The organism is Streptomyces sp. NPDC041205 (genome assembly GCF_055591765.1).
On record NZ_JBVIZH010000005.1, the window covers coordinates 319,016 to 343,462 of the forward strand.

The window sequence follows — 24,447 nt, forward strand, 5'->3', positions numbered from 1 at the left end:
CACGCGGCCACTTCCCCCTGACGGGACACCCCAGCCCCCAACAGAACGGAACTTCTGCTTCGTTCCCCGGCGATGAGCGGCACTCTTGAAGTGTGCCGGGCCACGAGGGGGTACTCGGGGTGGGCCCTCGGCAATCCGAGAGAGCCCGGGCAGAAGCCCGGGACCTGCACGAAGAGGACGGGCGCGACCTGAACGACACATGACACGGCGCGCACGAGGCGCGCCGGGGGGAACTGGGGGGAGCAGTCGCCCATGCGACGCAGTGATACCGATCCACGCGTCTTACACGCCCTACGGGCCCGCACTGCGACCGGGATGTCCCTCGCGGAGCCTGTGGAAGGGCGGTTGACCTGAGGTGGACATAACGAACCACAGGCCCGAGGAGCTGAGTCCGACGCTCCGAGGGGCCTGGTACCAAGCGATGGAGGAGTCACCCGAATACGCCAACCCGTTCCTGGCCCCGGAGTTCGCGGCCGGAGTGGGCCACTGCCGGGGCGGGGCACGGGTGGCGATCATGCACGAGGGCGGGGAGCCGGTCGGCTTCTTCCCCTACGAACGGGGTGCTCTCGGCGTCGGGCGGGCGGTGGGCCTCGGCCTCTCCGACTGCCAGGGCCTGGTGCACCGCCCCGGGGTCACCTGGGACCCACAGGAACTGCTGCGGGCCTGCGGTCTTTCCGTCTTCGAGTTCGACCATCTCGTGGAGGAGCAGAAGCCGTTCGGCGAGTACGTCACGGGGACGTTCGCGTCGCCGGTGGTGGACCTGACGCACGGGGACGGCGGGGACGGTGAGGACGACGGCAGCGGCTACGCGCAGTGGCTGCGGGCGACGTACCCCGGACTCGCGAAGACGACCCTCAAGAAGGAGCGCCGCCTCGGCCGCGACCTCGGCGAGATGCGGTTCGTGTTCGACGACCGCGACCCGAGGGTGTTGCGGCAGCTCATGGACTGGAAGTCGGCGCAGTACCGCAGGACGGCCCGGATGGACCGGTTCGCGAAGCCGTGGATAGTGGACCTGGTGAACCACCTGTTCCAGGTCAGGCACGAGCACTTCACCGGGGTCCTCTCCGTGGTGTACGCCGGGGACCGGCCGGTGGCGGCGCACTTCGGGCCGCGGTCGCGCACGGTGTTCGCGGCCTGGTTCACGGCGTACGACCCGGAGCTGCGCTACTACTCGCCGGGGCTCATCATGCACCTCAGGATGGCCGAGGCCGCGGGCCGCCAAGGCGTGCGGATCATGGACCTGGGGCGCGGCGAGAAGGAGTACAAGGACTGGCTCAAGACCCGCGAACTGCGTGTCTGCGAGGGCTTCGCGAGCCGCCCGCACCCGGTCGCCGTGGCCCACCGCCTCTGGCGCCGCCCGGTCCGCGGCCTGCGCAACACGGTGCTCGCCCACCCTCAGCTCCGGAAACCGGCGGACCGGCTCCTGAAGACGGTGGGGGCGGTGCGGACGTCGGTGCCGGCGGGGCGGCGCTGAGAGCGTTCGGCCAACAACCGCGCACCCGTGCGGCCACCGCCAACGAGCCGGTGGCCGCACGGTCCTGGGCATCGCCCCGAGAGCCTGAGACCGATGCCTAACCCTGGGCCTTGCTGATCCGCCAGTCCCCGACGTTGCTGGACCGGTTCCAGTAGGCGCTGGTGCACACGTCGTACTTGCCGCCGACGGCGCTGGTGCCGCCGTTGGTCTCCAGGAAGCTGCCGGTGGTGGAGTACAGGTTCCACAGGATGACGATGTCGCCGTACCGCACGGCCTGGTCGGCGGGCGCGGAGGTCTGGGCGAAGATCCGCCAGCTCCCGGTGTGCTCCCCGGCCCGGTCCCGGTCCTTGCTCGTGCTCACGTCGTACTTGGCGGCCGGGCCCTGGGCGGACGCGGCGTGCCCGTTGGTGTCGAGGTACCCGCCGTCGTTGGCCCACAGATTCCGCAGATGCAGGACGTCCCCGCTGAGCACCTGCTCCCCGGTCTTCTTCCCGGTCGCGGACACGACCTCCCAGGTGCCGGTGCCCTTGCCCCGCGTGGGCGTATCGGTGGTGGACACCCCGTACAGCGCCCCGGTCTGCTGACTCCCGCCGTTGGTGTCGAGGTACCCACCGTTCCAGTTGCTGTAGCCGTTCTGGATGTGGACCTTGTCGCCGTACTTGAGCACGTCCGCCATGGTGGCCCCCTCGAGTCGATGAGTGATCCCCCTGACGGCGGCCGCCAGGGCCCGCCGCGTAGTGGGGACCCAATCAGCGAACGCCCCCCACGAACAGCCCTGAATCCGGCCGACCAGCCCAAGTGTCCTATTTCAGGCCTGCCGACGCCGAGCGTGCCCCCGACGTCCGACCGACCGAGATCGACGGCACCCGCCGAGGCGGTTCTCAGGTGTTCCCGGGGTCTCCCGTCCTCAGGTGCAGTGGGAGTGAGAACCACACGGCTTTGCCCTCCTGGGTGAGCAGGGCACCCCAGGAGGAGGCCAGTTGGTCGACGAGGGCCAGGCCGCGGCCCGATTCCTCATCGGGGCGCGCGGTCCGGGCGTGCGGTAGAACGGGGCTGCCGTCGCTGACTTCGACGTGGAGTTCGTCTCTGGTGAGGCGCAGCCGTAGCCGCAGCGGGTCGCAGGCGTGGCGCACCGAGTTGGACAGGAGCTCGGAGGCCAGCAGGCAGGCGGTGTCGGTGAGGTCTTCGCAGTCCCAGTCCCGCAGGGTGCGCCGCAGGAAGCGGCGCCCGTCGCCCACACTCATGGGTCGCGCCGGGAGGAGCGCGGTGACGGTGGTCACCGGTGCGGGAGGGACGCGGGCGAGCAGCAGTGTCACATCGTCGGCGTAGTCCTGGAGGCCGGGCAGCAGGGAGGCGAGGACGGAGTCCGCGGCCCGATCCAGGCAGGGGAGATCGGCGGTGGCCTTTTCCAGGACGATGGTGAGGGCGTCGATCTGCTCTTCGATGTCGCTGGTCGGGGTCTCCACCAGGCCGTCGGTGTACAGGGCCAGCACCGAGGCCGGTGGCACGGTCAGGCGGGTTTCCTGGTGGGGCACCTCACCGACGCCCAGGGGCACGCTGACGGGGACCGGGAGTCTTCGGACCTGCCCGGTGGGATCCACCATCAGCACTGGCAGGTGTCCGGCGGAGCACACCGTCACCGTGCTGTCGTCGGGGTCCAGGATCAGGTAGCAGCAGGTGACGAGCTGGTCGGGCAGTTCACTGACGACCGCGTCCAGGGCGTGCATCAGCTGCCAGGGCGGCATGCCGGTCTTGGCCAGAGCGTGGGAGGCCGAGCGCAGTTGACCCATGACGGCAGCGGCTTCCAGGCCACGGCCCATGACGTCACCGATCAGCACTCCCACGCGGCCGCTGCCCAGTGCGATCAGGTCGAACCAGTCCCCGCCCACACCTGGGCCCTGCCGGGCGGGAAAGTACCGGCTGGCGGTGTCCATGCCGGGCAGCGGGGCGGGTGAGCCCATCAGGCTGCGCTGCAGGGTCAGGGCGACGTGGCGTTGCTGTTCGTAGAGTTCGGCGAGCTGGGCCTCGGCCGCCTTGCGCTCGCTCACGTCCCGGATGGCCGCGGAGACCAGGGTGCCCTCCGGGGTCTCCAGGGGGCTGAGGCTGATCTCGACCGGGAATTCGGCTCCGTCCTTGCGCAGCCCGTACAGGTCCAGACCGGCGCCCATGGGGCGCACGCGGCGGTTGCTGACATAGCCGTGGCGGTGGGAGGGGTGATGCTGGTGGAACCTCTGGGGAACCAGGGTTTCCACCCGGCATCCCAGGAGCTCTTCGCGCCGATAGCCGAACAGGGCTTCGGTCTGCGCATTGACCAACTGGATGATGCCCGCGTCGTCCACGATGACGATGGCATCCGGAGCGGCTTCGAGCAGGGCTCGGAAGCGTGCATCGGCGGCCTTTCGCTCGCTGACGTCGCGCACGGCGGCGGAGATCAGGAGGCCGTCGGGAGTCTGCAGCGGACTGAGGCTGATCTCGACCGGGAACTCGGCCCCGTCCCGGCGCAGTCCGTACAGTTCGAGGTTGGCGCCCATCGGCCGGACCTGCTGGTTGTCGGAGTAGCCCAGGCGGTGAACCGGGTGTTGGTCCCGGAAGCGCTGCGGCACCAGAATCTCGACGGGACGGCCGAGCAGTTCGTTTCGTGGGTACCCGAACAGCGTCTCGGTCTGGGCGTTGACCAGCTTGATGATGCCTGTGTCGTCCACGATGACCATCGCGTCCGGAGCCGCCTCCAGTAACGCGCGAAACGGTTCCTCAGTTACGGGGAACATGCGGGGGCCCGTCCTGTGCTCGCCCTGTGCCATGAGGCATGTCAGCATCAATCAGTTCTGGCGAGGGCAGTTTGTCACCAAGCGCCTGTTTCTGACTCTTCTTTGCCGGAACAGAGGCCAGATAGTGTCCGTCGTCACTCACGTACGCACCCTGTTCGCCACCACCGCTCCTCCCGTCACCGCCCGCCCTGTCGCCGCGGCAGGGCTCTGCCGCGGCGCGGCGTGTTGCGCGCCACCGCTGTGCAGGCAAGGCGCTGTAGATCGGCCCGCCGGGTCAGCCGTCGTCGAGCGTCTCTTGTTCACCTGGGCGATCTCCGGGTCTTGTTCATCTGGGCGATCTCCGGGGGCTGGGCGGAGACGATGGCGCCGACGGTGTGGACCGGGCCGTCGGGGCAGACCAGGACCGCACGGACGGACCACCTGGCACGGCTCCACCGCCTACGGCTCCCTGCAAGCCGAGGGGTTCGAGGGCCGGGCAGCGGGCGAGGGGGCGACCATGCTGGTCGGCTGGCACAGGGCGAGCGCGATGTCGTCGGTCGGCGCGCGGCCCGTGTGCGCGGCCACCATGGCGTACAGCGTGTCGAGCGCGTCGGAGGGGGAGAGCACGGCCAGTGCGTCACCGACCCGTTCGAGGAGCGGGAAGTCGGCGCCGTTCGCATCGCGTGCCTCGCTCAGGCCGTCGGTGTAGAACAGGAGCCGGTCCCCATTCGTGAGATAGAAGCGGTACAGCTGTGGCTTCGGATGCAGGCCCAACGGGAGCGTCGGCTTGAGTGGTTCCAACAATCTGACCTGCTTGCCTGCCCGTACGGGCGCGGGGTGCCCGCAGTTGACGATGCGGACCTCGCCCGGGGCGAACTCGGCGAGTACGGCGGTGACGAAGTCCTCCGCCTCCAGTTCCGGGGCGAGCCTGGCGTCCAGGGCCGTCGCCAGGTCGGCGAGGTCGGGAGTGAGGTAGGCAAGGTCCTTGAAGGCCCTGATGGTCGCCGCGGTGGTCCGCAGGGCGTCCAGGTCGTGGCCGCGTACGTCCCCGATGAGCAGGCGCACTCCGTACGGGGTGTGGACGACGTCGTACAGATCCCCGCACACCGACGCCCCCTGCACGGCACAGCGGTGCCGGGCGCACACCTCGATGCCCCCGAGCTCCACCGACATCGGCCGCAGGATCGCGTTCTGGGATGCCTGCGCGACATCGATGGCCCGGGCCAGTGCGGCCGCGTCGGCCGTGTGCCGGGCCGCGTCGCGGACGGCCAGCGCGCCGCTGGCCAGCAGGACGAGGAACTCGATTCCGAAACCCGGAGTCGCCACGAGGCCGTTCGCGGCGCCCGCTCCGAGAGCGAGCGACAGCGCCAAGGCCACCACCGCCGCGGTGCGCCGTGCGTCCAGGCGGGCGCAGGCAAGCACAGGACCGATGGCCAGTACAGCGACTCCCGGTCGCCAACTGTCAAGACCGCTGAGGACGGCGAGCAGGGCACTCACCCCCAGCGCGAGCACCGGTCGGCTCCGGCCGCGCCAACTCCGCGTGCTCGTCTTCCGCCACCACCGCCCGACTGCCCTGACGCCCATGTACGGCCCCAGCCTCCCCCTCTGTCTCGTGAGTCCGCGGCAGAGGACGGCCAGTCTGGTCCCACGCGCCGCTGGGCGGGTCCGGCCGACCGGAGAGGACCGAGAGGTGGTCGGGTGTGTTCGCCGTGGTGCGGTCATATGAGCGCCTTGCTCGAAGAAGAGGGCCTCTCGTGACGTGCGCGGCCCGGGACGGAGTCGGGGAGAGGGCGCCGTGGCTCAGCGCGCCCGCGTCCCCGCTTCGCGAGGCCGCCTCCCAGGGCACCTGGGTATGGACATGGACAAGGGACAGCGGTGATCCGGGATAGCTGACCCGGATCACCGCCGCCGTCCTCTGTGGCCGCCCTACCCCTGGAGCTTGGCCAGGGCGAAGTCGAGCCCGGTGCCGCTCGATGTCGCGCCGCCGGCGATGACGATGTCGTCGCTGCCGGTCAGCGCGATGCCGCGAGCGACATCGGCCCCGCCGGAGTAGTCGAGGGTGGCGATGCCGTCCCCGCTGAAACCGGTGTCCAGGGTGCCGTTGGAGTTGTAGCGGATGACGAGGGCGTCCCCGTCGATGGGGTCGACGGGGAACACGACGGATTCGCCGGCCAGTCCGGCAATGACGATCTTTCCGTTGCTGTCCACGGCGACATCGCGCGCCTCGTCGGCTCGCAAGGTGTTCACGTCCGTGGTGACCTTGCCGTCACCGCTGAAGCCGGTGTCCAGGCTGCCGTCGGAGTCGTAGCGGACCACGCCGACCTTGATGGGGCCCGCGATGCCGAACGGCTCGGGAGCGTCGACCGCGCCCGCGATCACGTAGTCGCCGCCTGGCGCTTGGGTGAAGCCGAACGCCAGGTCGGAGAGTCCGTTGAAGTCGGTGGTGACCTTGCCGTCGCCGCTGAAGGACGTGTCGAGGGTGCCGTCGGAGTTGTACCTGACCAGCAGGAAGTCACTGTTGGCGCTGCCGGCCGCGACCAACTTCCCGCTGGACAGCTCCTCCAGCGCGAAGAGGTGGTCGCCGGTGCCGAAGTCCGTGATGACGATGCCGTCGCCGCCGCCGAAGCCGGTGTCCAGGGTGCCGTCGGAGTTGTAGCGGGCGATGAAGGAGTCCGCCCCGGCCGCCCCGGCCACGAGGATCTTGCCGCCGCTCGTCAGGCTCAGCCCACGGACACCGTCGCCGAGCCCGCTGGTCAGGTCGGTGGTGACCTTGCCGTCGCCGCCGAAGGAGGTGTCGAGGGTGCCGTCCGAGTTGTACCTCGCCAGCGCCAGGTCGGCAATCTGCTCCCCTCCGGTGAACCCGCCCACCAGGATCTTCCCGTTGCCGGCCTCGATGACCGACCGGGCCATCGACAGGGTGTCGCCGAAGCCGGTGGTGACCTTGCCGTCGCCGCTGAAGCCGGTGTCCAGCGCTCCGCTGGAGGTGTACTTGGCCACACCGAAATCGCTCGGGCCGACACCGGGGGTGCCGAGGCCCTGTCGCCCGGCGACGAACAGGGAGCCGTTGGACGTACGGAGCAGGTCGTTGCCGATCTCAGGCTCCGACGGGGTGGCGCCGAAGTCGGTGGTGACCTTGCCGCCGGTGCCGAAACCGGTGTCCAGGTCACCGGGCGCGGCCGCCGCGGTGGGTGCCAGGGCCATCATCAGGCCCACGGCCAGTGCGGACACGGCTGCCACGTGGGCTCTCCACGTCGGGCGGCCTTCGAAGCGTGGGAAACGTCTGGTCATGAGCAGAACTCCTTACGCTTGCCGAGGCGATATGCCCCCGGTACGGCGGGCACCATTCCGCGCCTTCGGCACTCGTACAACCGGCGCGTCGGCGGCGCCTGGATGGGCGCCAGGGCGCGCTGTCCATTCGCCGGAGTGCGCCGATGGCGACGCTCCGTAGTGCGCGCCGTGCGCTCGACAGCCCCGCCGGTCGTGGACGGAGGCGAACTGGTCGCCATGTACCCCGAAGTGAACTGGGACGGCCAGGCGATGCCGTGTTTCTGTCCGCATGGCCGGTGCCCCGCCACAGGGGGGTACCGCCGGAGCAGACTCAGCGGGGTTGAGTCAGGGAGGAAGCCAAGGGAGGGGGCCCGTGACACACGGCGTGCCGGGAGAGACGGAGATGAGCGAATGGTCGGGGAACCTGCCGTCGGAGACTCGCAGTTTTGTCGGACGGCAGGGCGAACTCGCCCGGCTCGACGCCCTGCTGCGTCCGTATGAGGGGCCGACCGCGAGCGGGGAGGGGCGGAGAGACCGGGACGGCGCGCGCCGCCTGGTGACTCTCCTGGGACCCGGTGGGATCGGCAAGACACGCCTCGCGGTGGAGGCCGCGCGCCGGATGCGGCCCGCCTACCCGGACGGTGTGTGGCTGGTGGAGCTCTCCTGCCTGCACAACAGCGGTCTGACCGGACCCGGCACGCTGGGGCTGTTGGCGATGGAGGCGCTGCGGGTGGCCGACCAGACGACGCGCCCGGCGACGGAGGCGCTGGCCGAGTGGATCGCGGACAAGCAACTGCTGCTGGTACTGGACTCATGCGAACACCTGCTGGAGGACTGCGCGGCCTTCATCGACGAGTTGCGGCTCGCTCCGCACGTGCACATCCTGGCCACCAGTCGCCGACGGCTCGGGCTGCCCGGCGAGCAGTGTCTGGAAGTCGAGCCGCTGCCGGTGGACGAGTCGGGTACCGCGGTTCGGGAGGACGCGGTGACCCTGTTCGCAGAGCGGGCGACCGCCGTGCGCTCCGGCTTCGTACTCGACGAGGCGACCCGGCCGGTCGCGGTCTCCGTCTGCCGGTACCTGGACGGCATCCCGCTGGCCGTCGAACTGGCCGCGGCCCGGCTGTCCACCCTGTCGCTCACCGACCTTGACGACCACCTCGGGACGCGGACGGACCACCGCCTTGCCCTGCTGGCCTCGGACGACGGCACCGAGGAGCCGCCGCGCCACCAGGCCCTGCGCACCACCATCGGCTGGAGCCACGAGCTGTGCGCTCCGCTGGAGCGACTGCTGTGGGCCCGGCTCTCGGTGTTCACCGGCGGCTTCGACGCCGAGGCCGCCCAGGAAGTGTGTGCCGGGGGACCGCTGGCGGCAGGGCAGGTGCCCGTCCTGCTGGACGAGCTCGCCGCCCAGTCCATCGTGCGGCGCGACCAGCGCACCGGCACGGCCCGCTTCCGGATGCTCGACACGGTGCGCGAGTACGGCGCGGACTGGCTGGGGGAGTTGGGCGAGGAGGACGCCGTACGGCTGCGCCACCGCGAGTACTACCGACGCCTGGCCCGCGACGGCTGCGCCGAGTGGAACACCGGCCGCCAGGTGCACTGGAGCGCACGCGTGCTGACCGACCACGCCAACCTGCGCGCCGCGGTGGAATGGTCCCTCGACCGGCCCGACCGACGCGCGGCCCTGGAGATCGCGGGCACCGTGGGCTTCCTGTGGCGGCACTGCGGCCATGCGCGCGACGCGAACCGGTGTCTCGACCGGGTGCTCGCCGCCGATCCGCCTCCGGGGCCCGACCTCCTGCGCGCCCTGTGGACGCGTGGCGCCGGAGCGATCATGCAGGGCGACATGGACACCGCCGCCGAACACGGGCGGCGGTTCACCGACGTGGCACGGCAGCAGGCTGACCCGGTCGCCCTCTCCGTCTCCGCCTACCTCACGGGCAGCCAGCTCGCCCTGCGCGGCCGGTCGGCCGAGGCGGTCGGCCTCATGTCCGTCGCCGCCCGCCTCCCCGTCCGGGACGACTGGCTCGGTTCGGCACAGATTCAGACGATCGGCGCCTTGGCGTACGCGCACCTCATGAGCGGCGATCACGAAGCGGCCCGCGCGGTGTCCGAAGAGGTCCGCGCCGAGTGCGCCCGGCGGGGCGAGCACTGGACGCGCTCGACCTCCGATGTGATCGTGGCGAAGCTGGACCTCGCCCAGGGCGACACCGCCGCGGGGGTCCGCAACGCCGCCCGGGCCGTTGCCGCGCACCGGCTGCTGCGCAGCGCCGGCGGCGTCGCGGCCCTGGCCCTCGACACCCTGGCGTCCGCCACCGTCGCCGCGGGCGAAGCTCACCGGGCGGCCGAACTCCTCGGCATCGCCCAGCGCCTGTGGGACCGCACCGGCGGCCGCGCCCAACTGAACTCCCCGGAGTTGATCGCCGCCCGCCAAGCCTGCGAACACGCCCTCCGCGCCACGATCGGTGACCCGGCCTACGAGCACGGCTACGAGACGGGTCGCGCCATGTCGTACGAACAGGGAATGAGCCACGCGACAGCCACCACGCCCCGCGCAGTCGGCTGAGCCCGCCCCGCCTCACTCCGCCCGCTCACGCGAACGGCCTCGGACGAAGAGTCCGAGGCCGGACAGAACGCCCTCTGGAGGCCCCGACGGGCTACAGGCGCAGCGCTCGCTGGTGGATGCGTGACCAGCCGTGCCGGCGGCCCGTGGTCTCCACCTTGGTGATGCACACCTCATGTGCGCCAAATCCGTGCCGAACGGCGGAGGCCCTGTCGCCCCAGCGGGCGACAGGGCCTCTGACCTGCTACTCAAGCGTGCCCCCGGCAGGATTCGAACCTGCGACACCCGCTTTAGGAGAGCGGTGCTCTATCCCCTGAGCTACGAAGGCCGGCCTTGCTGGGAACGCGGGTCAGGTCCGGTGGAATCGCCGGGCCGTTTCCTGTCGTCGCAAGGGCCTGGGCTGCCTTGTGTGGCAGTCCAGGACAGCGTAGCGGATCGAGGTGTCGGGGCGGACGGTGGTGGGGGCGGTGCCTGGGCAGGGGGCAGGGGGCAAGGGGCAGGTCGGGCTGTGGGGTCGCGGGGGCGGCCCGCTCGTGGGTGCTGGCTCGCGTCGCCTTCGAGGAGCGCGATCAGCGAGGTCAGCGTGGGCAGGGATGCCGTGGCCGTGCGGTAGATCATCACTATGTGGCGTTCCGGGGGTGGGGTGAGGGGGAGCACGTCCACGCGGGACGGGCGCAGGCGGAGCATCAGGTTCGTGACCGGGGTGACGCCGACCCCCGCCGCCACCAGTGCCAGCGTCGCCGCCGTGTCCGTCACCTCGTGGTGGACCCGGGGTTCGAAGCCCGCCCGGCGGCAGGCCGTGCGGATCGCCCTGCCGTAGTACGTGGACGGGGACGGCAGGATCCAGGGGAGCGGCTCTGTCTCGGTGAGGGGGAGGGGCGCGGGCGGGCGGTCGGCGTACGTGCCCGGTGGCAGCGCGAGCGCGAAGCGTTCCGTGCGCAGGTGGCGTACGCGCAGGCCCGGATCACGGGGGAGCGGTACGTCCGGGTAGTCCAGGCCGAGCGCCAGGTCCACCGTCCCCGACGCCACCGCGTCGTACACGTCGTCCACCTCCATGTCCCTGCTGCGCACCTCCAGGCCGGGGTGCGCCTCGCGGGCCCGGCGCAGCGCCTCGGGCAGGATGTCCGCCGCCGCCGTCGCGAACAGCGCGACCCGGAGGATCCCGGTGATCTCGGTGCGGGTGCGCTCCACGGCCGCCATCGCCTCCGCCTCCGCGGCCAGGATCCGTTCGGCGTGCTCGGCGAGCGTGCGGCCCGCCTCGGTCAGCTCCACCCTGCGGCCCGCCCGGCGCAGCAGATCGCGGCCCGTGGCCCGCTCAAGGGCCGCGATCTGCTGGGACACGCCGCCCGGCGTGTAGCCGAGCGCCGCGGCCACCGCAGTGATCGTTCCTCTTCTGCCCAGTTCCACCAGGGAGCGCAGTTGGGCGCTGGTCCAGTTCACATCGCGCGCCTTTCGTCTCCTGGCTTCTCCGGTGCTTCGTCCGGTGTTTGGTCCGGTGTTCCTCCGGCGCGTTCCTATAGCAGTGCTCAACGGTCACGCGCAGGATCTGTTCATGGACGTCAATGGTCGCGCTGCTGCACGATGTTGGGTAGATCGTTCCAGCGCTTGGATCGTCGGTCGGCAGTTCGCGTCGAGCCCCTGTTGGGTCGAGCCCCTGTTGAGTGGAAGGGATCGCACCTTGACCTCTACGAACTCCACGACCTCCATGTCGGCCGCACCGTCCGACACCCCCTCCCTCGTCATCGTCGGCGGCGGCGTCATGGGCGTCTCCATCGCCTTCCACCTCGCCGAGGCCGGGGTCAGGGACATCGTCGTCGTCGAGCGCGGCACGCTCGGGTGCGGCAGTTCGGGCAAGCCGATCGGCGGGGTGCGGGCGCAGTTCTCCGACCCGGTCAACATCGAGCTGGGGCTGCGCGGCCTGCGGGCGTACGGGGACTTCGGGCGCAGGCCCGGTGGCGACATCCGGTTGGAGCGGGCCGGGTATCTGTTCCTGCTGAGCGACTACGCGGACCTCGCGGCCTTCGAGGAGAGCGTCGCCACGCAGAACGCCCTGGGGGTGCCCAGCCGCGTCATCAGCCCGCGGCGGGCGCGTGAGCTGTGTCCGTACGTACGCGACGAGGGCCTCGTCGGCGCCGTGTACTCGCCGGACGACGGCCACGCCCGCCCCGGCCTCGTCATCCAGGGCTACGCCCGCGCCGCCGCCCGCGCCGGGGTCCGGTTCCGCACGGGCACCACGGTCACCGGCGTGGACCTCGACGACGACGGCGGGCGCGTCACTGCCGTCCGCACCGACCGGGGCGTCATCCCCTGCTCCACCCTCGTGTGTGCCGCCGGAGCCTGGTCCGCCGGGGTCGGCGACGCGGCCGGGGTGCGGCTGCCCGTACGGCCCGTGCGGCGGCAGATCGCCCTCACCCGGCCGCTGGACCCGCCCGCCCCGCGCATCCCCTTCACCATCGACTTCTCCTCGACCGCCTACTTCCACAACAGCGACGACGGGCTGCTCATCGGGCTCGCCGACCCCGACCAGGAGGAGGGCTTCGACACCACCTGGACCGAGGACTGGGTCGAGCTGTTCCGGGACGTGGCCAGGCGGCGCGCCCCCGCCCTCGCGGACCTGGAGATCGCCGACGGGTGGGCCGGTCTCTACGAGGTCACACCCGACCGGAACGCCCTGATCGGACGGGACCAGCGCGTCTCCAACTTCCTTTACGCCACCGGGTTTTCCGGCCACGGGTTCCTTCAGGCCCCGGCCGTGGGAGAGGTTGTACGGGATCTGTACCTCGGGCGGCGACCGGTCGTCGACGTCACCCCGCTCGGCGCCGACCGCTTCCGGGAGGGCGGCGGGGCCACCGGCGGGCGGCCCGAGGCCCACGTCGTGTGACGAGCGGGAACTGTCGGACAGGGAGGCAAGTTGATGGATCATCAGGCAGCGCGCGAGGTGTCCGGAGCCATCCCCGAAGGGGCCGCCCGGCTCACCCCATGGCAGCTCCGCGCCGCCTTCGCCGCCCGCCTCTCCACGATGTACGGGCGCGAGGTCCCCGCGTACGCCACCCTCGTCGACGTCTCGCGCGAGGTGAACGAGGACGTGCTGCGCGAGCGGGGCGCGGACGCCGAGCGGCTCGGGGCGATCGGGCGGGTGACCGCCGAGCGGCACGGGGCCATCCGGGTCGGGACGCCCGCCGAGCTGGCGCAGGTCGGCCGGGTCTTCGGCGCCCTGGGGATGCGGCCCGTCGGGTTCTACGACCTGCGCGAGGCCGCCGCGAGCGCCGTGCCCGTCGTGTCCACCGCCTTCCGCCCGGTCGAGGGCGACGAGCTGGCCCGCAACCCCTTCCGCGTCTTCACCTCGCTGCTCACCCCGGCCGACCCCCGCTTCTTCGACGCCGACCTGCGGGACCGGCTCGAACGGTTCCTGGGGGAGCGGGAGTTGTTCCCCGCCGAGCTGCTCGCCCTCGCCGACCGGGCCGAGGCGGAGCAGGGGCTGCCGGGCGGCGACGCCGAGCGGTTTCTGCAACTCGCCGTAGGCGCCTTCGAGTTGTCGCCCGAGCCGGTCGACCGGGCGTGGTACGAGACGCTGGAGCGGGTGTCCGCCGTCGCCGCCGACATCGGGGGTGTGCGGAGCACCCACATCAATCATCTGACGCCTCGGGTCCTCGACATCGACGAGCTGTACCGGCGCATGACCGACCGGGGCGTCCGGATGATCGACGCCATCCAGGGGCCGCCGAAGTGGGAAGGACCGGACGTGCTGCTTCGCCAGACCTCCTTCCGGGCCCTGGACGAGCCGCGCGCCATGCGGCAGCCGGACGGGAGCGTGGCCCCGGGGGCGCTGCGGGTGCGGTTCGGGGAGGTCGAGGCGCGGGGGATCGCGCTCAGCCGCAGCGGGCGGGCGCTGTACGACGAGCTGCTGGCGCGGCTCGACGCGGAAGGGGCGGCCGGGGTGCACGAAGGCGCCGCCCCGACCCGCGCCGACCGCGCCCGCGCCCTCTGGCCCGACCACTTCCCCCGCACCGAGCACGCCCTCGCCGAACGCGGCCTCGCCCACTTCACGTACCACGTCGTCGCCGACCGGCCCCGCGACGGCCGCACCCCGCCCGCCGACCTGCCCGCTCTGCTCCGCGAGGGCTGGGTGCGCGCCGACCCGATCGTCTACGAGGACTTCCTGCCCCGGTCGGCCGCCGGGATCTTCCAGTCCAACCTGGACGGCTCCGGCACCCGCAAGGACGGCGAGGAGGGTGCCGCGTACGACAGCGACTGGCTGTCCGGCGCCGTCGGCCGCGACGTACTCGATCCGTTCGCCCTGTACGAGGGGCAGCAGGAACGGTCCCTCGGGCGGGTGGCGGAGGAGCTGGGGATCGGGCCGGTGGAGGTGCCGCCACCCGCCTGAGCCCGGACTCGAGCCCTGCCCTGACCCCGGCCCCTGACCTGTGCGTCGCCCAGCGCGTCCGCCCACCCCAAGGCCCCCGGCCCGCACCCCCACTCCAAGGCCCCCGGCCCGCACTCACCCCGACCAAGGAGACCCATGCCCCGCACCCTCCCCACCACCGACGACCTCCGCGCCCGCGCCCGCGCCGCCCTCGACCGCGTCGGCGTCACGCTCGACGAAGGCGTGGGCGGCGGCGGAACCGAGCGCGAGGTCTGTCACGCGCGGACGCCCCTGACCGGCGAGCGCCTGTTCCCCGTGTCCGCCGCGACCCCCGCCGACGTCGAGCAGGCCGTGGCCGACGCGCACGCGGCCTTTCTGACCTGGCGCTCCACGCCCGCCCCGCGCCGGGGCGAACTGGTGCGCCGCCTCGGCGAGTTGCTGCGCGAGCACCAGGGCGACCTCGCCGACCTCGTCACCGTCGAAGCGGGCAAGATCCGCTCCGAGGCGCTCGGCGAGGTCCAGGAGATGATCGACATCTGCGACTTCGCGGTCGGCCTCTCCCGGCAGCTGTACGGGCGGACCATCGCCTCGGAGCGGCCCGGACACCGGCTCACCGAGACCTGGCACCCGCTGGGCGTCGTCGGTGTCGTCTCCGCGTTCAACTTCCCCTGCGCCGTGTGGTCCTGGAACACCGCCGTGGCCCTGGCCTGCGGCGACACCGTCGTCTGGAAGCCGTCCGAGCTGACCCCGCTGATCTCGCTGGCCTGCGCGCGGCTCCTCGACCGGGCCGCCGAGGACGTCGGCGCCCCCGACGGCGTGCACCGGCTCGTCATCGGCGACCGGGCCGTCGGCGAGCGGCTCGTCGACGACTCCCGGGTCGCGCTCGTCAGCGCCACCGGGTCCACCCGCATGGGGCGCGAGGTGGGGCCGCGCGTCGCCGCCCGGTTCGGCCGGACGCTGCTCGAACTCGGCGGCAACAACGCCGCCGTCGTCGCGCCCTCCGCCGACCTGGACCTCGCCGTGCAGGGCATCGTGTTCGCGGCGGCGGGCACGGCCGGGCAGCGGTGCACCACGCTGCGCCGCCTCATCGTGCACCGCGACATCACCGACACCCTCGTGGCCCGGCTCACCGCCGCCTACGCCAAGCTGCCCGTCGGCGACCCCTTCGACGAGGCCACCCTCGTCGGGCCGCTGATCTCCACCGCCGCGCTCGACCGCATGCAGGAGGCCGTGGCCCGCGCCCAGGCCGAGGGCGGCAAGGTGCTCGCGGGCGGCGGCCGGCGGTTCGCGGACATCGCGCCCGACGCCGCGTACGTCGAGCCGGTGATCGTCCGCGTCGGCGCGCAGACCGGGGTCGTACGGGAGGAGACCTTCGCGCCCGTCCTGTACGTCATGACGTACGAGACCCTCGAAGAGGCCATCGCCCTGCACAACGACGTGCCGCAGGGCCTGTCCTCCAGCATCTTCACCCGCGACCAGGCCGAGGCCGAGCTGTTCCTGTCCGCCGAGGGGTCCGACTGCGGCATCGCCAACGTCAACATCGGCACGAGCGGGGCGGAGATCGGCGGGGCGTTCGGCGGGGAGAAGGAGACCGGCGGCGGGCGGGAGTCCGGGTCCGACGCGTGGCGGGCGTACATGCGGTCCGCGACGAACACCGTCAACTACTCGGGGAGGCTGGCGCTGGCGCAGAACGTCAGCTTCCTGTGAGGTCCTCCACGGTGACGTAATGCCCTGGATGTTCCTTACGCGGTGTACCGTCGCCCGGACACGACCCCCGTCCGGGCGCGGCCCGTCAGGTCCCGCGTGTACGTGATTCCGGGGCGGCCGTCGAGTTCGATCTCGCCCGCGGGGACGAAGCCGCAGCGGGCGAGTACCGCCTCGGAGCCGGGGTTGTCGTGGGTCGTCGAGGCGCGCAGGGACGTCAGGCCGTACTCGGTGGCCGCGAGGGCGCAGACCTTCTCCACGGCGGACGTGGCGAGTCCCTGGCGGGCGGCCTTCTCGGCGATGCGGTAGCCGAGTTCGGCCGAGCCGTCCGCCACGTCCACGAGGTTGACCCGCCCGAAGATCTCGCCATCGCCGCCCACGAGGACGTGGAAGTGGCAGGCCCCGGCCTCCTGCTCGGCCAGGAGCGCCGCGTGCCGCGCGTCGAACTCGGCGAAGTAGGCGTCGCCGCGGTCCGGTACCGACGCGGCGAAGTACGCGCGGTTCTCCCGTTCGAAGGCGAGCAGGGCCGGGGCGTGGTCGGGGCGCAGGCGCTGGAGTTCGGGCATGGGAGAACGGTACGGCGGGGCGGGGCCGGAACGGCAGGACGATCGGCCTGAGTTGTCGAGTCTCTTGCGGTGATGGGGGGTTGTGGGGGGCTTTGTCCCTCGTGGGCCACTGGTGTGGGCTGGATCTGCGGGGACCGGCTGGTTCCGGTCCGTGCGGACGGGCCTAGTCCCGTGGCTCCAGGTGGAACCTGAACGCCGCCGTCCCGGGGTCCAGCGCCGTCACGCCGCCGTCGACCGTGAGGCTCGCGCCGTTCACGTAGGACGAGGCGGGGGACAGCAGCCAGGCGATGGCCTCGGCCACCTCCTCGGGGCGGCCGGGGCGGGCGGCGGGGGTGAGCCGGGTGGCCTCGTCGTAGGCCGCGTCGACCGCCTCGGGCCCGTCCCCGAGTCCCGCGTCCTGGGCGAACCGTCCCATCCGCCAGTCCGCCATCTCCGTACGCACCCAGCTCGGGCAGACCGAGTTCGCCCGCAGGCCGCGCGCCCCGTAGTCGACGGCCAGGGAGCGGGTGAGTTGGAGGAGGGCGGCCTTGGAGGTGGCGTACGCGGCGTTGCCCACGCCGTTGCGCAGCGCGGCGACGGACGCCACCGCGACGACGGAGCCGCGGGCTTCCAGGAGGTGCGGGAGTGCGGCACGCAGGAGGAGGAAGGGGCCCGTGAGGTTGGTGTTCATGACGGTGGCCCAGTCCTCGGGGCCGATGTCGCCGACGGCTCCGGGGCGGCCGGTGCCCGCGTTCAGGACGAGGCCGTCGAGGCGGCCGTACGTCCGCGTGGTGAACTCGACGAGTTCCGCGACCGCGTCGGGGTCGGCGGCGTCGGAGGGGTGGGCGAGGGCGCCGGTCTCCTCGGCGATCCGGCGCAGCGGCTCGGGGCGGCGGCCGGAGACGACCACGCGGTGTCCGGCGGAGCGCAACTGGCGGGCGGTGGCGGCCCCGATGCCCGTACCTCCGCCGGTGACGATGACAACTCGGCTGTCCGTCATGGGTGTTCGGCCCTCCACGTCCCTCAGGTGCTCGTCGGGGCGTCGGCGGGCCCCGGCAGCCAGGGTCGCACGCGGCGTTCTGGGACCGCGTGCGACCCTCCCGCCGCCCGCGCCCACCCCCGCCCGGCTGCCCGTGGGGGGCGCAGTCGGGCGGGGCGGTCAGCTGTGGGACGGGCCGTCCGTGCGCCGGCCGACGCGCTCAGGGGCATCGGCCGACGCGGTTCGTGGGGGTGTTCTCCAGCCTGCGGGGCCGCTTGCGCGTCCCTCACGAGTACTGACCGTACTGGATCACGCACATAGCGTCACCAGGCGTGCGGAGGCTCAAGATCCCCAGCGGATTGCGCCGTGAGCGCCGTCGGTGTGCTACGGTGCGGACAGCACGTGTGTACGCCCCCTCTGGGCGCCGGTGCTTCTCTTCCCCGTTCGGGGTGCAGCTTGTTCTCGGGTGTCAGTGCTTCACGACTGTTCTCGGGTGTCCGTGCCTGACGGCGCACCTCCACCCATCTCCACTCGGCACCCCCTGCTCGATCCCGTCGGCTCCACGCCGTACCGGGTTCTCGTTCCGCTTCACGGCTCGCTCGTGGTCCGCGTTCCGTCGGCCGCGCTCCCGCCGATCCGCCCGTCGTACCAGGCGTGAACTCTCCGCCGCGCGGGCCCCCTCATTCGCATGTCCGCGAAAGGACCCACACTCATGACCAGCCAGATCCTCCACAGCGGTGTCCTGGACATCGCCCCCACCGCCGCTGACCGCAACGGCACCGACCGCAACGGCACCGGCCGCGGCAACGCAGGCCGCGGCGCCCCCAACGGGCACCTGCGCGCCGCCGGTTGCCTCCCCGGCCCGGACGACGTGCTCGTCCCGGCCGCCCTCATCCGCCGCATCGGCCTGCGCGCCGGCGACTTCGTCGAGGGCACCTGCGGCGAGAAGCCGCGCGTGCTCACCGACGTCGCCCGCGTGAACGGCCGCGCGCCCCAAGCGCCCGGCGCCCGACCCGAGTTCGCCGACCTCACCCCGTTGCACCCGCGCGAGCGGCTGCGCCTGGAGCTGCCCGGCGGCCCCGACAGCGTCGGCGGCACCCGCGGCTCCGTCGCGACCCGCGTCGTCGACCTCGTCGCGCCCGTCGGCAAGGGCCAGCGCGGCCTGATCGTCGCGCCGCCGCGCACCGGCAAGACCGTCCTGCTCCAGCAGCTCGCCGCCGCCGTCGCCGAGAACCACCCCGAGTGCCACCTCATGGTCGTCCTCCTCGACGAACGCCCCGAGGAAGTCACCGAGATGCGGCGCTCCGTACGCGGCGAAGTGCTCGCGTCCACCTTCGACAAGGCCCCGAAAACCCACATCGCCCTCGCCGAACTCGCCGTCGAACGCGCCAAGCGGCTCGTCGAGGAGGGCCGCGACGTCGTGATGCTCTTCGACTCCCTGACCCGGCTGTGCCGCGCCTACAACAACTCCGCCGCGTCCGGCGGCCGCACCCTCAGCGGCGGCGTCGACGCGGGCTCCGTCCAGGGCCCCAAGCGCCTCTTCGGCGCCGCCCGCCTCGCCGAGGAAGGCGGCTCCCTGACCATCCTCGCCACCGCCCTCGTCGAAACCGGCTCCCGCGCGGACGACTACTACTTCGAGGAACTCAAGTCCACGGGCAACATGGAACTGCGCCTCGACCGCAGGCTCGCCGACCGCCGCGTCTTCCCGGCCGTCGACGTCACGCCGTCCGGCACGCGCCGCGAGGAACTCCTCGTCCCGGCCACGGAGTTGACCGCCCTGCGCGGACTGCGCCGCGCCCTCCGCGCCCGCGACGACAGCGGCCTCGAAGCCCTCCTCGAACACATCCGGCGAACGCCCAGCAACGCGGCTTTCCTGCGGCAGGTGCGGGAGACGGTGCCGGGGGCCGTGGCGGCGTGAGGCCCGCGGGGGGCGGCCTGGTCACAGCTTCGAGAACCTGCCCCTCCAGGACCAGCCCATGTCGAGCACCGTGTGTGGCGTCCGCCGAGTTGCCCCAGTGATGGCTCTCTCAGCGGTCGCCGCGCGTGATGTGCACCCGATAGTTCCCCTCCAGATCCGCCCCCGCGACGGTCACCCGCACCCCCGCGTCCCGGTCCCGGAACGTTTCGCCGGGGATGTACGGCGCGTCCGAGAGTTCGGCGTGGACGTTGGGGCTGCGGGTGCAGCCGCCGCTGTCGCGGGTGGAGTCGGAGACGGTGACCGGGCCGCGGCCGGTGTCGACGTCGGCGTCGACGCGGTAGATGAGGACGCCGGGGCGGCAGACGGCCTCGTCGTTGCCCGCGCGGGTGCGGACCTCCACGGCGTAGCCGGTCTTCTTGGTGAGGGGGATGAAGGCGAGCTTCGTGCCGCCGTTCCCGGCCAGGGGGCTGAGCAGGTGTTCCGTGGTGCCGGGGGAGGCGGCGCAGTTCACCTGGGTGTCGTCGAGCCAGCCCAGCTTCCACTTGTGCCAGGCCAGGAGGTCGTTGTTGGCGCCCCAGTCCTCGCTCATGATGTCCCAGTGGCCGACCGCGCCCCCGCCGTCCTGCGTGTAGAGGTCGGGCAGGCCGAAGACGTGGCCGTTCTCGTGCGGGAGCACGCGGTAGCCGGTCTGGTCGTAGCTGCCGGAGCCGTCGTCCTGGCGGCTGTAGACGAAGGACGCGTTGGAGACCGGCACGCCGTCGGCGACGGGCGCCTCGTGGTTGCCCGCGAACGTCACCGACAGGACGGTGTCGAGGGCGGAGGGGCCCGCGTTCGGGGTGACGAGGATGTTCACCAGGTCGTACTGCGAGAAGTCCACGTCCGGGTCGGCCGCGGCCACGATGTCGTCGACCAGTTCCCGGTAGCCGGGGTCGAAGGGGGCGCCGCGCTCTATCCCGTACTTCTTGAAGGGCTTCGGCATCCGCAGCCAGTCCTGGACGGGGGCCTCCGCGCGGTAGTCCACGCGGCCGTAGGAGCTGGTGCGGAACCAGTCCGTGGTCTGCGGGAAGAACTCCCCGAGCCGGTCGAGCGCGGAGCCCTCGCCGGGGGCGTCGGAGAAGTCGATCATCAGGTTCAGGGCGCGCACCGTGCCGGTGGAGCGGGCGTAGCCGGGGCCCGTGGGGATGCCCTCCGGCATCTGCACCCCGAGGTCCCCGCTGATCATGCACGGGCCGAGGGCGGTCGGCCGCGCCTGCGCCGTGGACCCCGCGGCCGAGGGCGTCTCCGCCATCAGCCGTCCGGTGCTCGCCGACGCGGTGACCGCGAGGGCGAGGGCCGTGAGCCCGGCGAGGGCCGCCGTGCGCGGCGGGACCCACCGGGCCGCCCTGGCCGACCGGGTGCGCGGGCGAGGGCGGGTTATCGGCTTCGGGGTCGGCTGCTGCATGCGTGGGCCCTCCACTCCGCGGCAGCCGCCGGTCCTGGCTGCACCCTGTTCGCTCACCCTGTGCCGGGGTGTGCGCGGGCGCTCGCTGAGCGCGACCGATCGTGGGTTTCTGCCGGTGGGAGGGGGTGCGTGGGGCGACCGCGGCGGGGGTTTGGGCCATTGGGGGGGGGCGCGGGTGGGGGTGCGGGCGGTGGCGGGGGTGAGTGGGGCGCGCCAGATCAGGAAAGGTGTGGCGCAGGTCACATGAAAGGTGGGAAATAACCGGGGATCGTCTCCCCGTTTAGACCGGTGTCCGCGCGAAACGGGGATCCACTCCCCGGATCGCACACCTCAGTTCTCCCACCGGGAAAATCGTTGGACCCGCCACCGCGGGCCCTGCGAACCTGAGGCCTTTGACCGCTTCGAGGAGTGTTCGCCGTGGAAACCGCCACCGTCGCGCAGCGCCGCGTATCCCGTCCGCGGGCCGACGCCCTGCGCAACCGGGAGCGGATCGTCACCGCCGCCCGCGAGATGTTCGTCGAACAGGGCCCCGACGTGCCCCTCGACGAGATCGCGCGCCGCGCCGGCGTCGGCAACGCCACGGTCTACCGTCACTTCCCCGACCGCGGCGAACTCGTGCACCACGTCGTCCTGTCGGTCACCGACCACGTCACGGCCCAGGCCGACGACGCCATCGCGGCCGCCGAGGCCGACCCCGGGGCCGCCTTCGAGGCGCTGCGGGCCTTCGTCCACGCCGCGGTGGACGAGCGCATCGGCGCCCTCTGCCCGATCCTGTCCGAGGCCATCGACCCCGACCACCCCGATCTGCACGCCGCCCGCATCCGGCTCGAAGACGCCGTCGAAGGGCTGATGGCGCGGGCCCGCGCCGTCGGGCAGCTGCGTACCGACATCGCCGTCGGAGATCTGATGGTCGCCCTCTCCCAACTGACCAGGCCGCTGCCCGGCGCCGGCTGCCTGGTGGACTTCGACCAGTTCGTCCACCGCCATCTGCAGCTGTTCCTGGACGGCCTGATGGCGCCGGCGCGCTCCGAACTCCCGGGGCACGCCGCGACGTTGGAGGAGCTGCGTCGCGATCTCGACACGTCGCGGCCGCGGCAGCCGCGAGACAGCGAGGAGGGCCTGGGTCAAAAGTAGGACCCGACCTCACGACCAGGGGCCCATGCGCTCGCACGCCCGTCAGGTGTCTCGTTTACCCCGTACTCACCTCTTTGTCTTCCTAGGTGGACCCACCCATGTCTCAATCACCCGTCACCCCACCCGCTCCCGACCCGATGCGCTGGAAAGCGCTCGTCTTCATCGCCCTGGCGCAGCTGATGGTCGTCCTGGACGCGACCATCGTGAACATCGCGCTGCCGTCCGCCCAGGAAGACCTCGGCATATCCGAGGGCAACAAGCAGTGGGTCATCACCGCTTACGCCCTCGCCTTCGGCGGTCTGCTCCTGTTCGGCGGCCGCATCGCCGACCTGTGGGGCCGTAAGCGCACCTTCGTCACCGGCCTCATCGGCTTCGCCGCGGCCTCCGCCCTCGGCGGCGCCGCGACCGGCGAGGCGATGATGCTCGGCGCCCGCGCGCTCCAGGGTGTGTTCGGCGCGCTGCTCGCGCCCGCCGCCCTCTCGCTGCTCGCGGTGATGTTCACCGAGGCCAAGGAGCGCGCCAAGGCGTTCGGCATCTACGGTGCGATCGCCGGTGGCGGTGGCGCCGTCGGCCTGATCCTCGGCGGCTTCCTCACCGAGTACCTGAACTGGCGCTGGACGTTCTTCGTGAACATCCCGTTCGCGATCATCGCCGCCGCCGGTGCGTACTTCGTGATCCGTGAGCCCTCCGAGGGCCGCAACCGCTCGCCGCTCGACATCCCCGGCGTGGTCCTTTCCACCCTCGGTCTGGTCGCGCTGGTCTACGGCTTCACCCGCGCCGAGTCCGACGGCTGGTCCGACGCCGTGACCGTGACGATGTTCGTCGCCTCCGTCGTGCTGCTCGCCGCCTTCGTCGTCACCGAGGCGAAGGTCAAGTCGCCGCTGCTTCCGCTGCGCGTCCTGACCGAGCGCAACCGCGGCGGCGTCTACCTCTCGCTCGGCCTCGCGATCATCGCGATGTTCGGCCTGTTCCTGTTCCTCACGTACTACCTGCAGATCGTCCAGGGCTACTCGCCGGTCAAGACCGGCTTCGCGTTCCTGCCGATGATCTTCGGCATGATCGTGGGTTCGACGCAGATCGGCACCCGTCTGATGACCCGCGTCGCGCCGCGCCTGCTGATGGCTCCGGGCTTCCTGCTCGCCGCGGTCGGCATGCTGCTCCTGACGCAGCTGGAGGTCGACACCTCGTACGCCGGTCTGATCCTGCCCGCGCAGCTGATGCTGGGTCTCGGCATGGGTACGGCGTTCATGCCCGCCATGTCCCTCGCCACGCACGGTGTCGAGCCGCGTGACGCCGGTGTCGCCTCCGCGATGGTCAACACCTCGCAGCAGGTCGGCGGCGCCATCGGCACGGCCCTGCTGAACACCATCGCGGCCTCCGCGACCACCGCGTACCTCACCGACCACGCGGCCTCCGCCACCACCCCGGCGGCGCAGAAGCTGCTCGCGGCCCAGTCGATGGTGGAGGGCTACACGTCCGCCATCTGGTGGGCGGTCGGCATCCTCGTGGCGGCGTCGGCGATCGCCTTCGTCCTGGTCAACACCGGCGCCGACGACGGCTCCGCGGCGGCCTCCGGCGACGGCGAGGGCGTCGAGGACGCGGTGAAGATCCCGGTCGTGGCGCACTGACGCCCCGTACGACCCGCGTGACACGGCGGGCCGGACCTGCCCGGCGCTCCTAGCGGAGCCAGGGCAGGTCCGCCCCCACGTCCTTGGGCTGAAGTCCCTCGGCGACGATCCTCATGATCTCGCCGAGGGACTTCTGCTGTTGGGGGCTCAGCCGGTCGAAGAGGGCCTGGCGCACCGCGTGCACATGCCCCGGCGCGGTCTGGCGCAGCACCTCGAACCCCTCGTCCGTGAGGATCGCGAACTGCCCGCGCTTGTCCGTCGCGCAGTCCTCGCGCCGCACCCAGCCGCTCTTCTCCAGGCGCGCCACCGCGTGCGAGAGCCGGGACCGGGTGATCTTCGAGCTCTTCGCCAGCTCGGTCATGCGCAGCCGTCGCCGGGGCGCGGCGGACAACTGCACCAGCAGGCCGTAGTAGACGTGCGGCATGCCCGCGTCGCGCTGGAGCTGCCGGTCGAGGAAGTCCTCCAGGAGCGTGGAGGCGTGCACATACGCCAGCCAGGTGCGCTGCTCCTCGTCATCGAGCCAGCGCGGCCCGGTGGCGTCCGCGGCGTCTGCGGCATCTGCGGTCGCGGTGGATGGCGTGTCCATGTATCCCACTGTACGAGGCCTATCTGTGTCCCCCGGAGTGGCGCCCTCTGGGCTCACGGAGTCGCGCCCTCCCGGCCTCGGAGCGGTGCCTCCGTGTC

At 72.1% G+C, this 24,447-nt stretch carries 17 protein-coding genes and 1 tRNA gene; 8 read left to right on the forward strand and 10 right to left on the reverse strand.

The features are described 5' to 3' along the window. Nucleotides 1-355: 355 nt before the first annotated feature. Complete coding sequence (locus ACZ6BG_RS23935) at nt 356-1,474, forward strand: GNAT family N-acetyltransferase (protein ID WP_469004715.1); 1,119 nt, start codon at nt 356-358, stop codon at nt 1,472-1,474. 97 nt (nt 1,475-1,571) lie between these two features. Here the strand turns inward: ACZ6BG_RS23935 and ACZ6BG_RS23940 are convergent, their stop codons facing one another. The 4 genes from ACZ6BG_RS23940 to ACZ6BG_RS23955 all read right to left on the reverse strand — a co-directional run bounded on the left by ACZ6BG_RS23940 (nt 1,572) and on the right by ACZ6BG_RS23955 (nt 7,458). After that, entirely contained in the window at nt 1,572-2,150 is a 579-nt protein-coding gene (locus ACZ6BG_RS23940; RefSeq protein WP_469004717.1) for a hypothetical protein, read from the reverse strand. A gap of 205 nt (nt 2,151-2,355) precedes the next feature. Continuing rightward, a complete protein-coding gene (locus ACZ6BG_RS23945) occupies nt 2,356-4,242 on the reverse strand; it encodes a PAS domain S-box protein (protein ID WP_469004721.1) in 1,887 nt (628 codons plus the stop codon). Nucleotides 4,243-4,680: 438 nt separating this feature from the next. Next, entirely contained in the window at nt 4,681-5,733 is a 1,053-nt protein-coding gene (locus tag ACZ6BG_RS23950) for a PP2C family protein-serine/threonine phosphatase (protein WP_469004723.1), read from the reverse strand. A 414-nt stretch (nt 5,734-6,147) separates the two neighbouring features. Next, a complete protein-coding gene (locus ACZ6BG_RS23955) occupies nt 6,148-7,458 on the reverse strand; it encodes a hypothetical protein (protein ID WP_469004725.1) in 1,311 nt (436 codons plus the stop codon). A 433-nt stretch (nt 7,459-7,891) separates the two neighbouring features. Between ACZ6BG_RS23955 and ACZ6BG_RS23960 the strand changes: the two genes are divergently transcribed. After that, complete coding sequence (locus tag ACZ6BG_RS23960; RefSeq protein WP_469004727.1) at nt 7,892-10,054, forward strand: ATP-binding protein; 2,163 nt, start codon at nt 7,892-7,894, stop codon at nt 10,052-10,054. Nucleotides 10,055-10,306: 252 nt separating this feature from the next. On the opposite strand, the gene ACZ6BG_RS23965 is transcribed toward ACZ6BG_RS23960, so the two are convergent. Beyond that, a tRNA-Arg gene (locus ACZ6BG_RS23965) sits at nt 10,307-10,379 on the reverse strand. Next, on the reverse strand, nt 10,370-11,491 hold the full coding sequence (locus ACZ6BG_RS23970; protein ID WP_469004730.1) for a LysR family transcriptional regulator: 1,122 nt from the start codon (nt 11,489-11,491) through the stop codon (nt 10,370-10,372). The genes ACZ6BG_RS23965 and ACZ6BG_RS23970 overlap by 10 nt, the downstream gene beginning before the upstream one ends. 265 nt (nt 11,492-11,756) lie before the next feature. On the opposite strand from ACZ6BG_RS23970, the gene ACZ6BG_RS23975 reads away from it, so the two are divergent. From ACZ6BG_RS23975 to amaB, 3 genes are all read left to right on the forward strand, one after another. Beyond that, nucleotides 11,757-12,932, forward strand: coding sequence for an NAD(P)/FAD-dependent oxidoreductase (locus ACZ6BG_RS23975; protein WP_469005254.1), 1,176 nt, complete (start codon nt 11,757-11,759; stop codon nt 12,930-12,932). A 33-nt stretch (nt 12,933-12,965) separates the two neighbouring features. Then, a complete protein-coding gene (hglS, locus tag ACZ6BG_RS23980; RefSeq protein ID WP_469004733.1) occupies nt 12,966-14,435 on the forward strand; it encodes a 2-oxoadipate dioxygenase/decarboxylase in 1,470 nt (489 codons plus the stop codon). Nucleotides 14,436-14,570: 135 nt separating this feature from the next. Then, the gene (gene amaB / locus ACZ6BG_RS23985; protein ID WP_469004735.1) at nt 14,571-16,121 is read left to right on the forward strand and encodes an L-piperidine-6-carboxylate dehydrogenase; all 1,551 of its coding nucleotides are present in this window, start codon (nt 14,571-14,573) and stop codon (nt 16,119-16,121) included. 35 nt (nt 16,122-16,156) lie between these two features. Here the strand turns inward: amaB and ACZ6BG_RS23990 are convergent, their stop codons facing one another. Together ACZ6BG_RS23990 and ACZ6BG_RS23995 are read right to left on the reverse strand one after the other, a co-directional pair. Continuing rightward, nucleotides 16,157-16,684: a GNAT family N-acetyltransferase gene (locus ACZ6BG_RS23990; protein WP_469004737.1), complete on the reverse strand. Its 528-nt coding sequence runs from the start codon at nt 16,682-16,684 to the stop codon at nt 16,157-16,159. A 163-nt stretch (nt 16,685-16,847) separates the two neighbouring features. After that, complete coding sequence (locus ACZ6BG_RS23995) at nt 16,848-17,663, reverse strand: SDR family NAD(P)-dependent oxidoreductase (protein WP_469004741.1); 816 nt, start codon at nt 17,661-17,663, stop codon at nt 16,848-16,850. 691 nt (nt 17,664-18,354) lie between these two features. Between ACZ6BG_RS23995 and rho the strand changes: the two genes are divergently transcribed. After that, nucleotides 18,355-19,560 (forward strand): transcription termination factor Rho, encoded by a 1,206-nt coding sequence (rho, locus tag ACZ6BG_RS24000; protein ID WP_469004744.1) that lies wholly within the window; start codon nt 18,355-18,357, stop codon nt 19,558-19,560. Nucleotides 19,561-19,669: 109 nt separating this feature from the next. Here the strand turns inward: rho and ACZ6BG_RS24005 are convergent, their stop codons facing one another. Beyond that, complete coding sequence (locus ACZ6BG_RS24005) at nt 19,670-21,001, reverse strand: M6 family metalloprotease domain-containing protein (protein WP_469004746.1); 1,332 nt, start codon at nt 20,999-21,001, stop codon at nt 19,670-19,672. A gap of 417 nt (nt 21,002-21,418) precedes the next feature. On the opposite strand from ACZ6BG_RS24005, the gene ACZ6BG_RS24010 reads away from it, so the two are divergent. Together ACZ6BG_RS24010 and ACZ6BG_RS24015 are read left to right on the forward strand one after the other, a co-directional pair. Then, nucleotides 21,419-22,135, forward strand: a complete 717-nt coding sequence (locus ACZ6BG_RS24010; RefSeq protein ID WP_469004749.1) for a TetR/AcrR family transcriptional regulator — start codon at nt 21,419-21,421, stop codon at nt 22,133-22,135. A gap of 98 nt (nt 22,136-22,233) precedes the next feature. Further along, nucleotides 22,234-23,763: an MFS transporter gene (locus ACZ6BG_RS24015; protein WP_468457017.1), complete on the forward strand. Its 1,530-nt coding sequence runs from the start codon at nt 22,234-22,236 to the stop codon at nt 23,761-23,763. Nucleotides 23,764-23,812: 49 nt separating this feature from the next. Here ACZ6BG_RS24015 and ACZ6BG_RS24020 read toward each other — a convergent pair whose 3' ends face one another. Further along, nucleotides 23,813-24,349, reverse strand: a complete 537-nt coding sequence (locus ACZ6BG_RS24020; protein WP_469004751.1) for a MarR family winged helix-turn-helix transcriptional regulator — start codon at nt 24,347-24,349, stop codon at nt 23,813-23,815. Between the last annotated feature and the right edge of the window lie 98 nt (nt 24,350-24,447).

Bases quoted from the DNA above. Each gene is read 5' to 3' on its own strand.
- ACZ6BG_RS23940 (WP_469004717.1), bottom strand. From the start codon at position 2,150: ATGGCGGACGTGCTCAAGTACGGCGACAAGGTCCACATCCAGAACGGC.
- ACZ6BG_RS23945 (WP_469004721.1), bottom strand. From the start codon at position 4,242: ATGTTCCCCGTAACTGAGGAACCGTTTCGCGCGTTACTGGAGGCGGCT.
- ACZ6BG_RS23960 (WP_469004727.1), top strand. From the start codon at position 7,892: ATGAGCGAATGGTCGGGGAACCTGCCGTCGGAGACTCGCAGTTTTGTC.
- ACZ6BG_RS23975 (WP_469005254.1), top strand. From the start codon at position 11,757: ATGTCGGCCGCACCGTCCGACACCCCCTCCCTCGTCATCGTCGGCGGC.
- hglS (WP_469004733.1), top strand. From the start codon at position 12,966: ATGGATCATCAGGCAGCGCGCGAGGTGTCCGGAGCCATCCCCGAAGGG.
- amaB (WP_469004735.1), top strand. From the start codon at position 14,571: ATGCCCCGCACCCTCCCCACCACCGACGACCTCCGCGCCCGCGCCCGC.
- ACZ6BG_RS23990 (WP_469004737.1), bottom strand. From the start codon at position 16,684: ATGCCCGAACTCCAGCGCCTGCGCCCCGACCACGCCCCGGCCCTGCTC.
- ACZ6BG_RS23995 (WP_469004741.1), bottom strand. From the start codon at position 17,663: ATGACGGACAGCCGAGTTGTCATCGTCACCGGCGGAGGTACGGGCATC.
- rho (WP_469004744.1), top strand. From the start codon at position 18,355: ATGACCAGCCAGATCCTCCACAGCGGTGTCCTGGACATCGCCCCCACC.
- ACZ6BG_RS24005 (WP_469004746.1), bottom strand. From the start codon at position 21,001: ATGCAGCAGCCGACCCCGAAGCCGATAACCCGCCCTCGCCCGCGCACC.
- ACZ6BG_RS24015 (WP_468457017.1), top strand. From the start codon at position 22,234: ATGTCTCAATCACCCGTCACCCCACCCGCTCCCGACCCGATGCGCTGG.
- ACZ6BG_RS24020 (WP_469004751.1), bottom strand. From the start codon at position 24,349: ATGGACACGCCATCCACCGCGACCGCAGATGCCGCAGACGCCGCGGAC.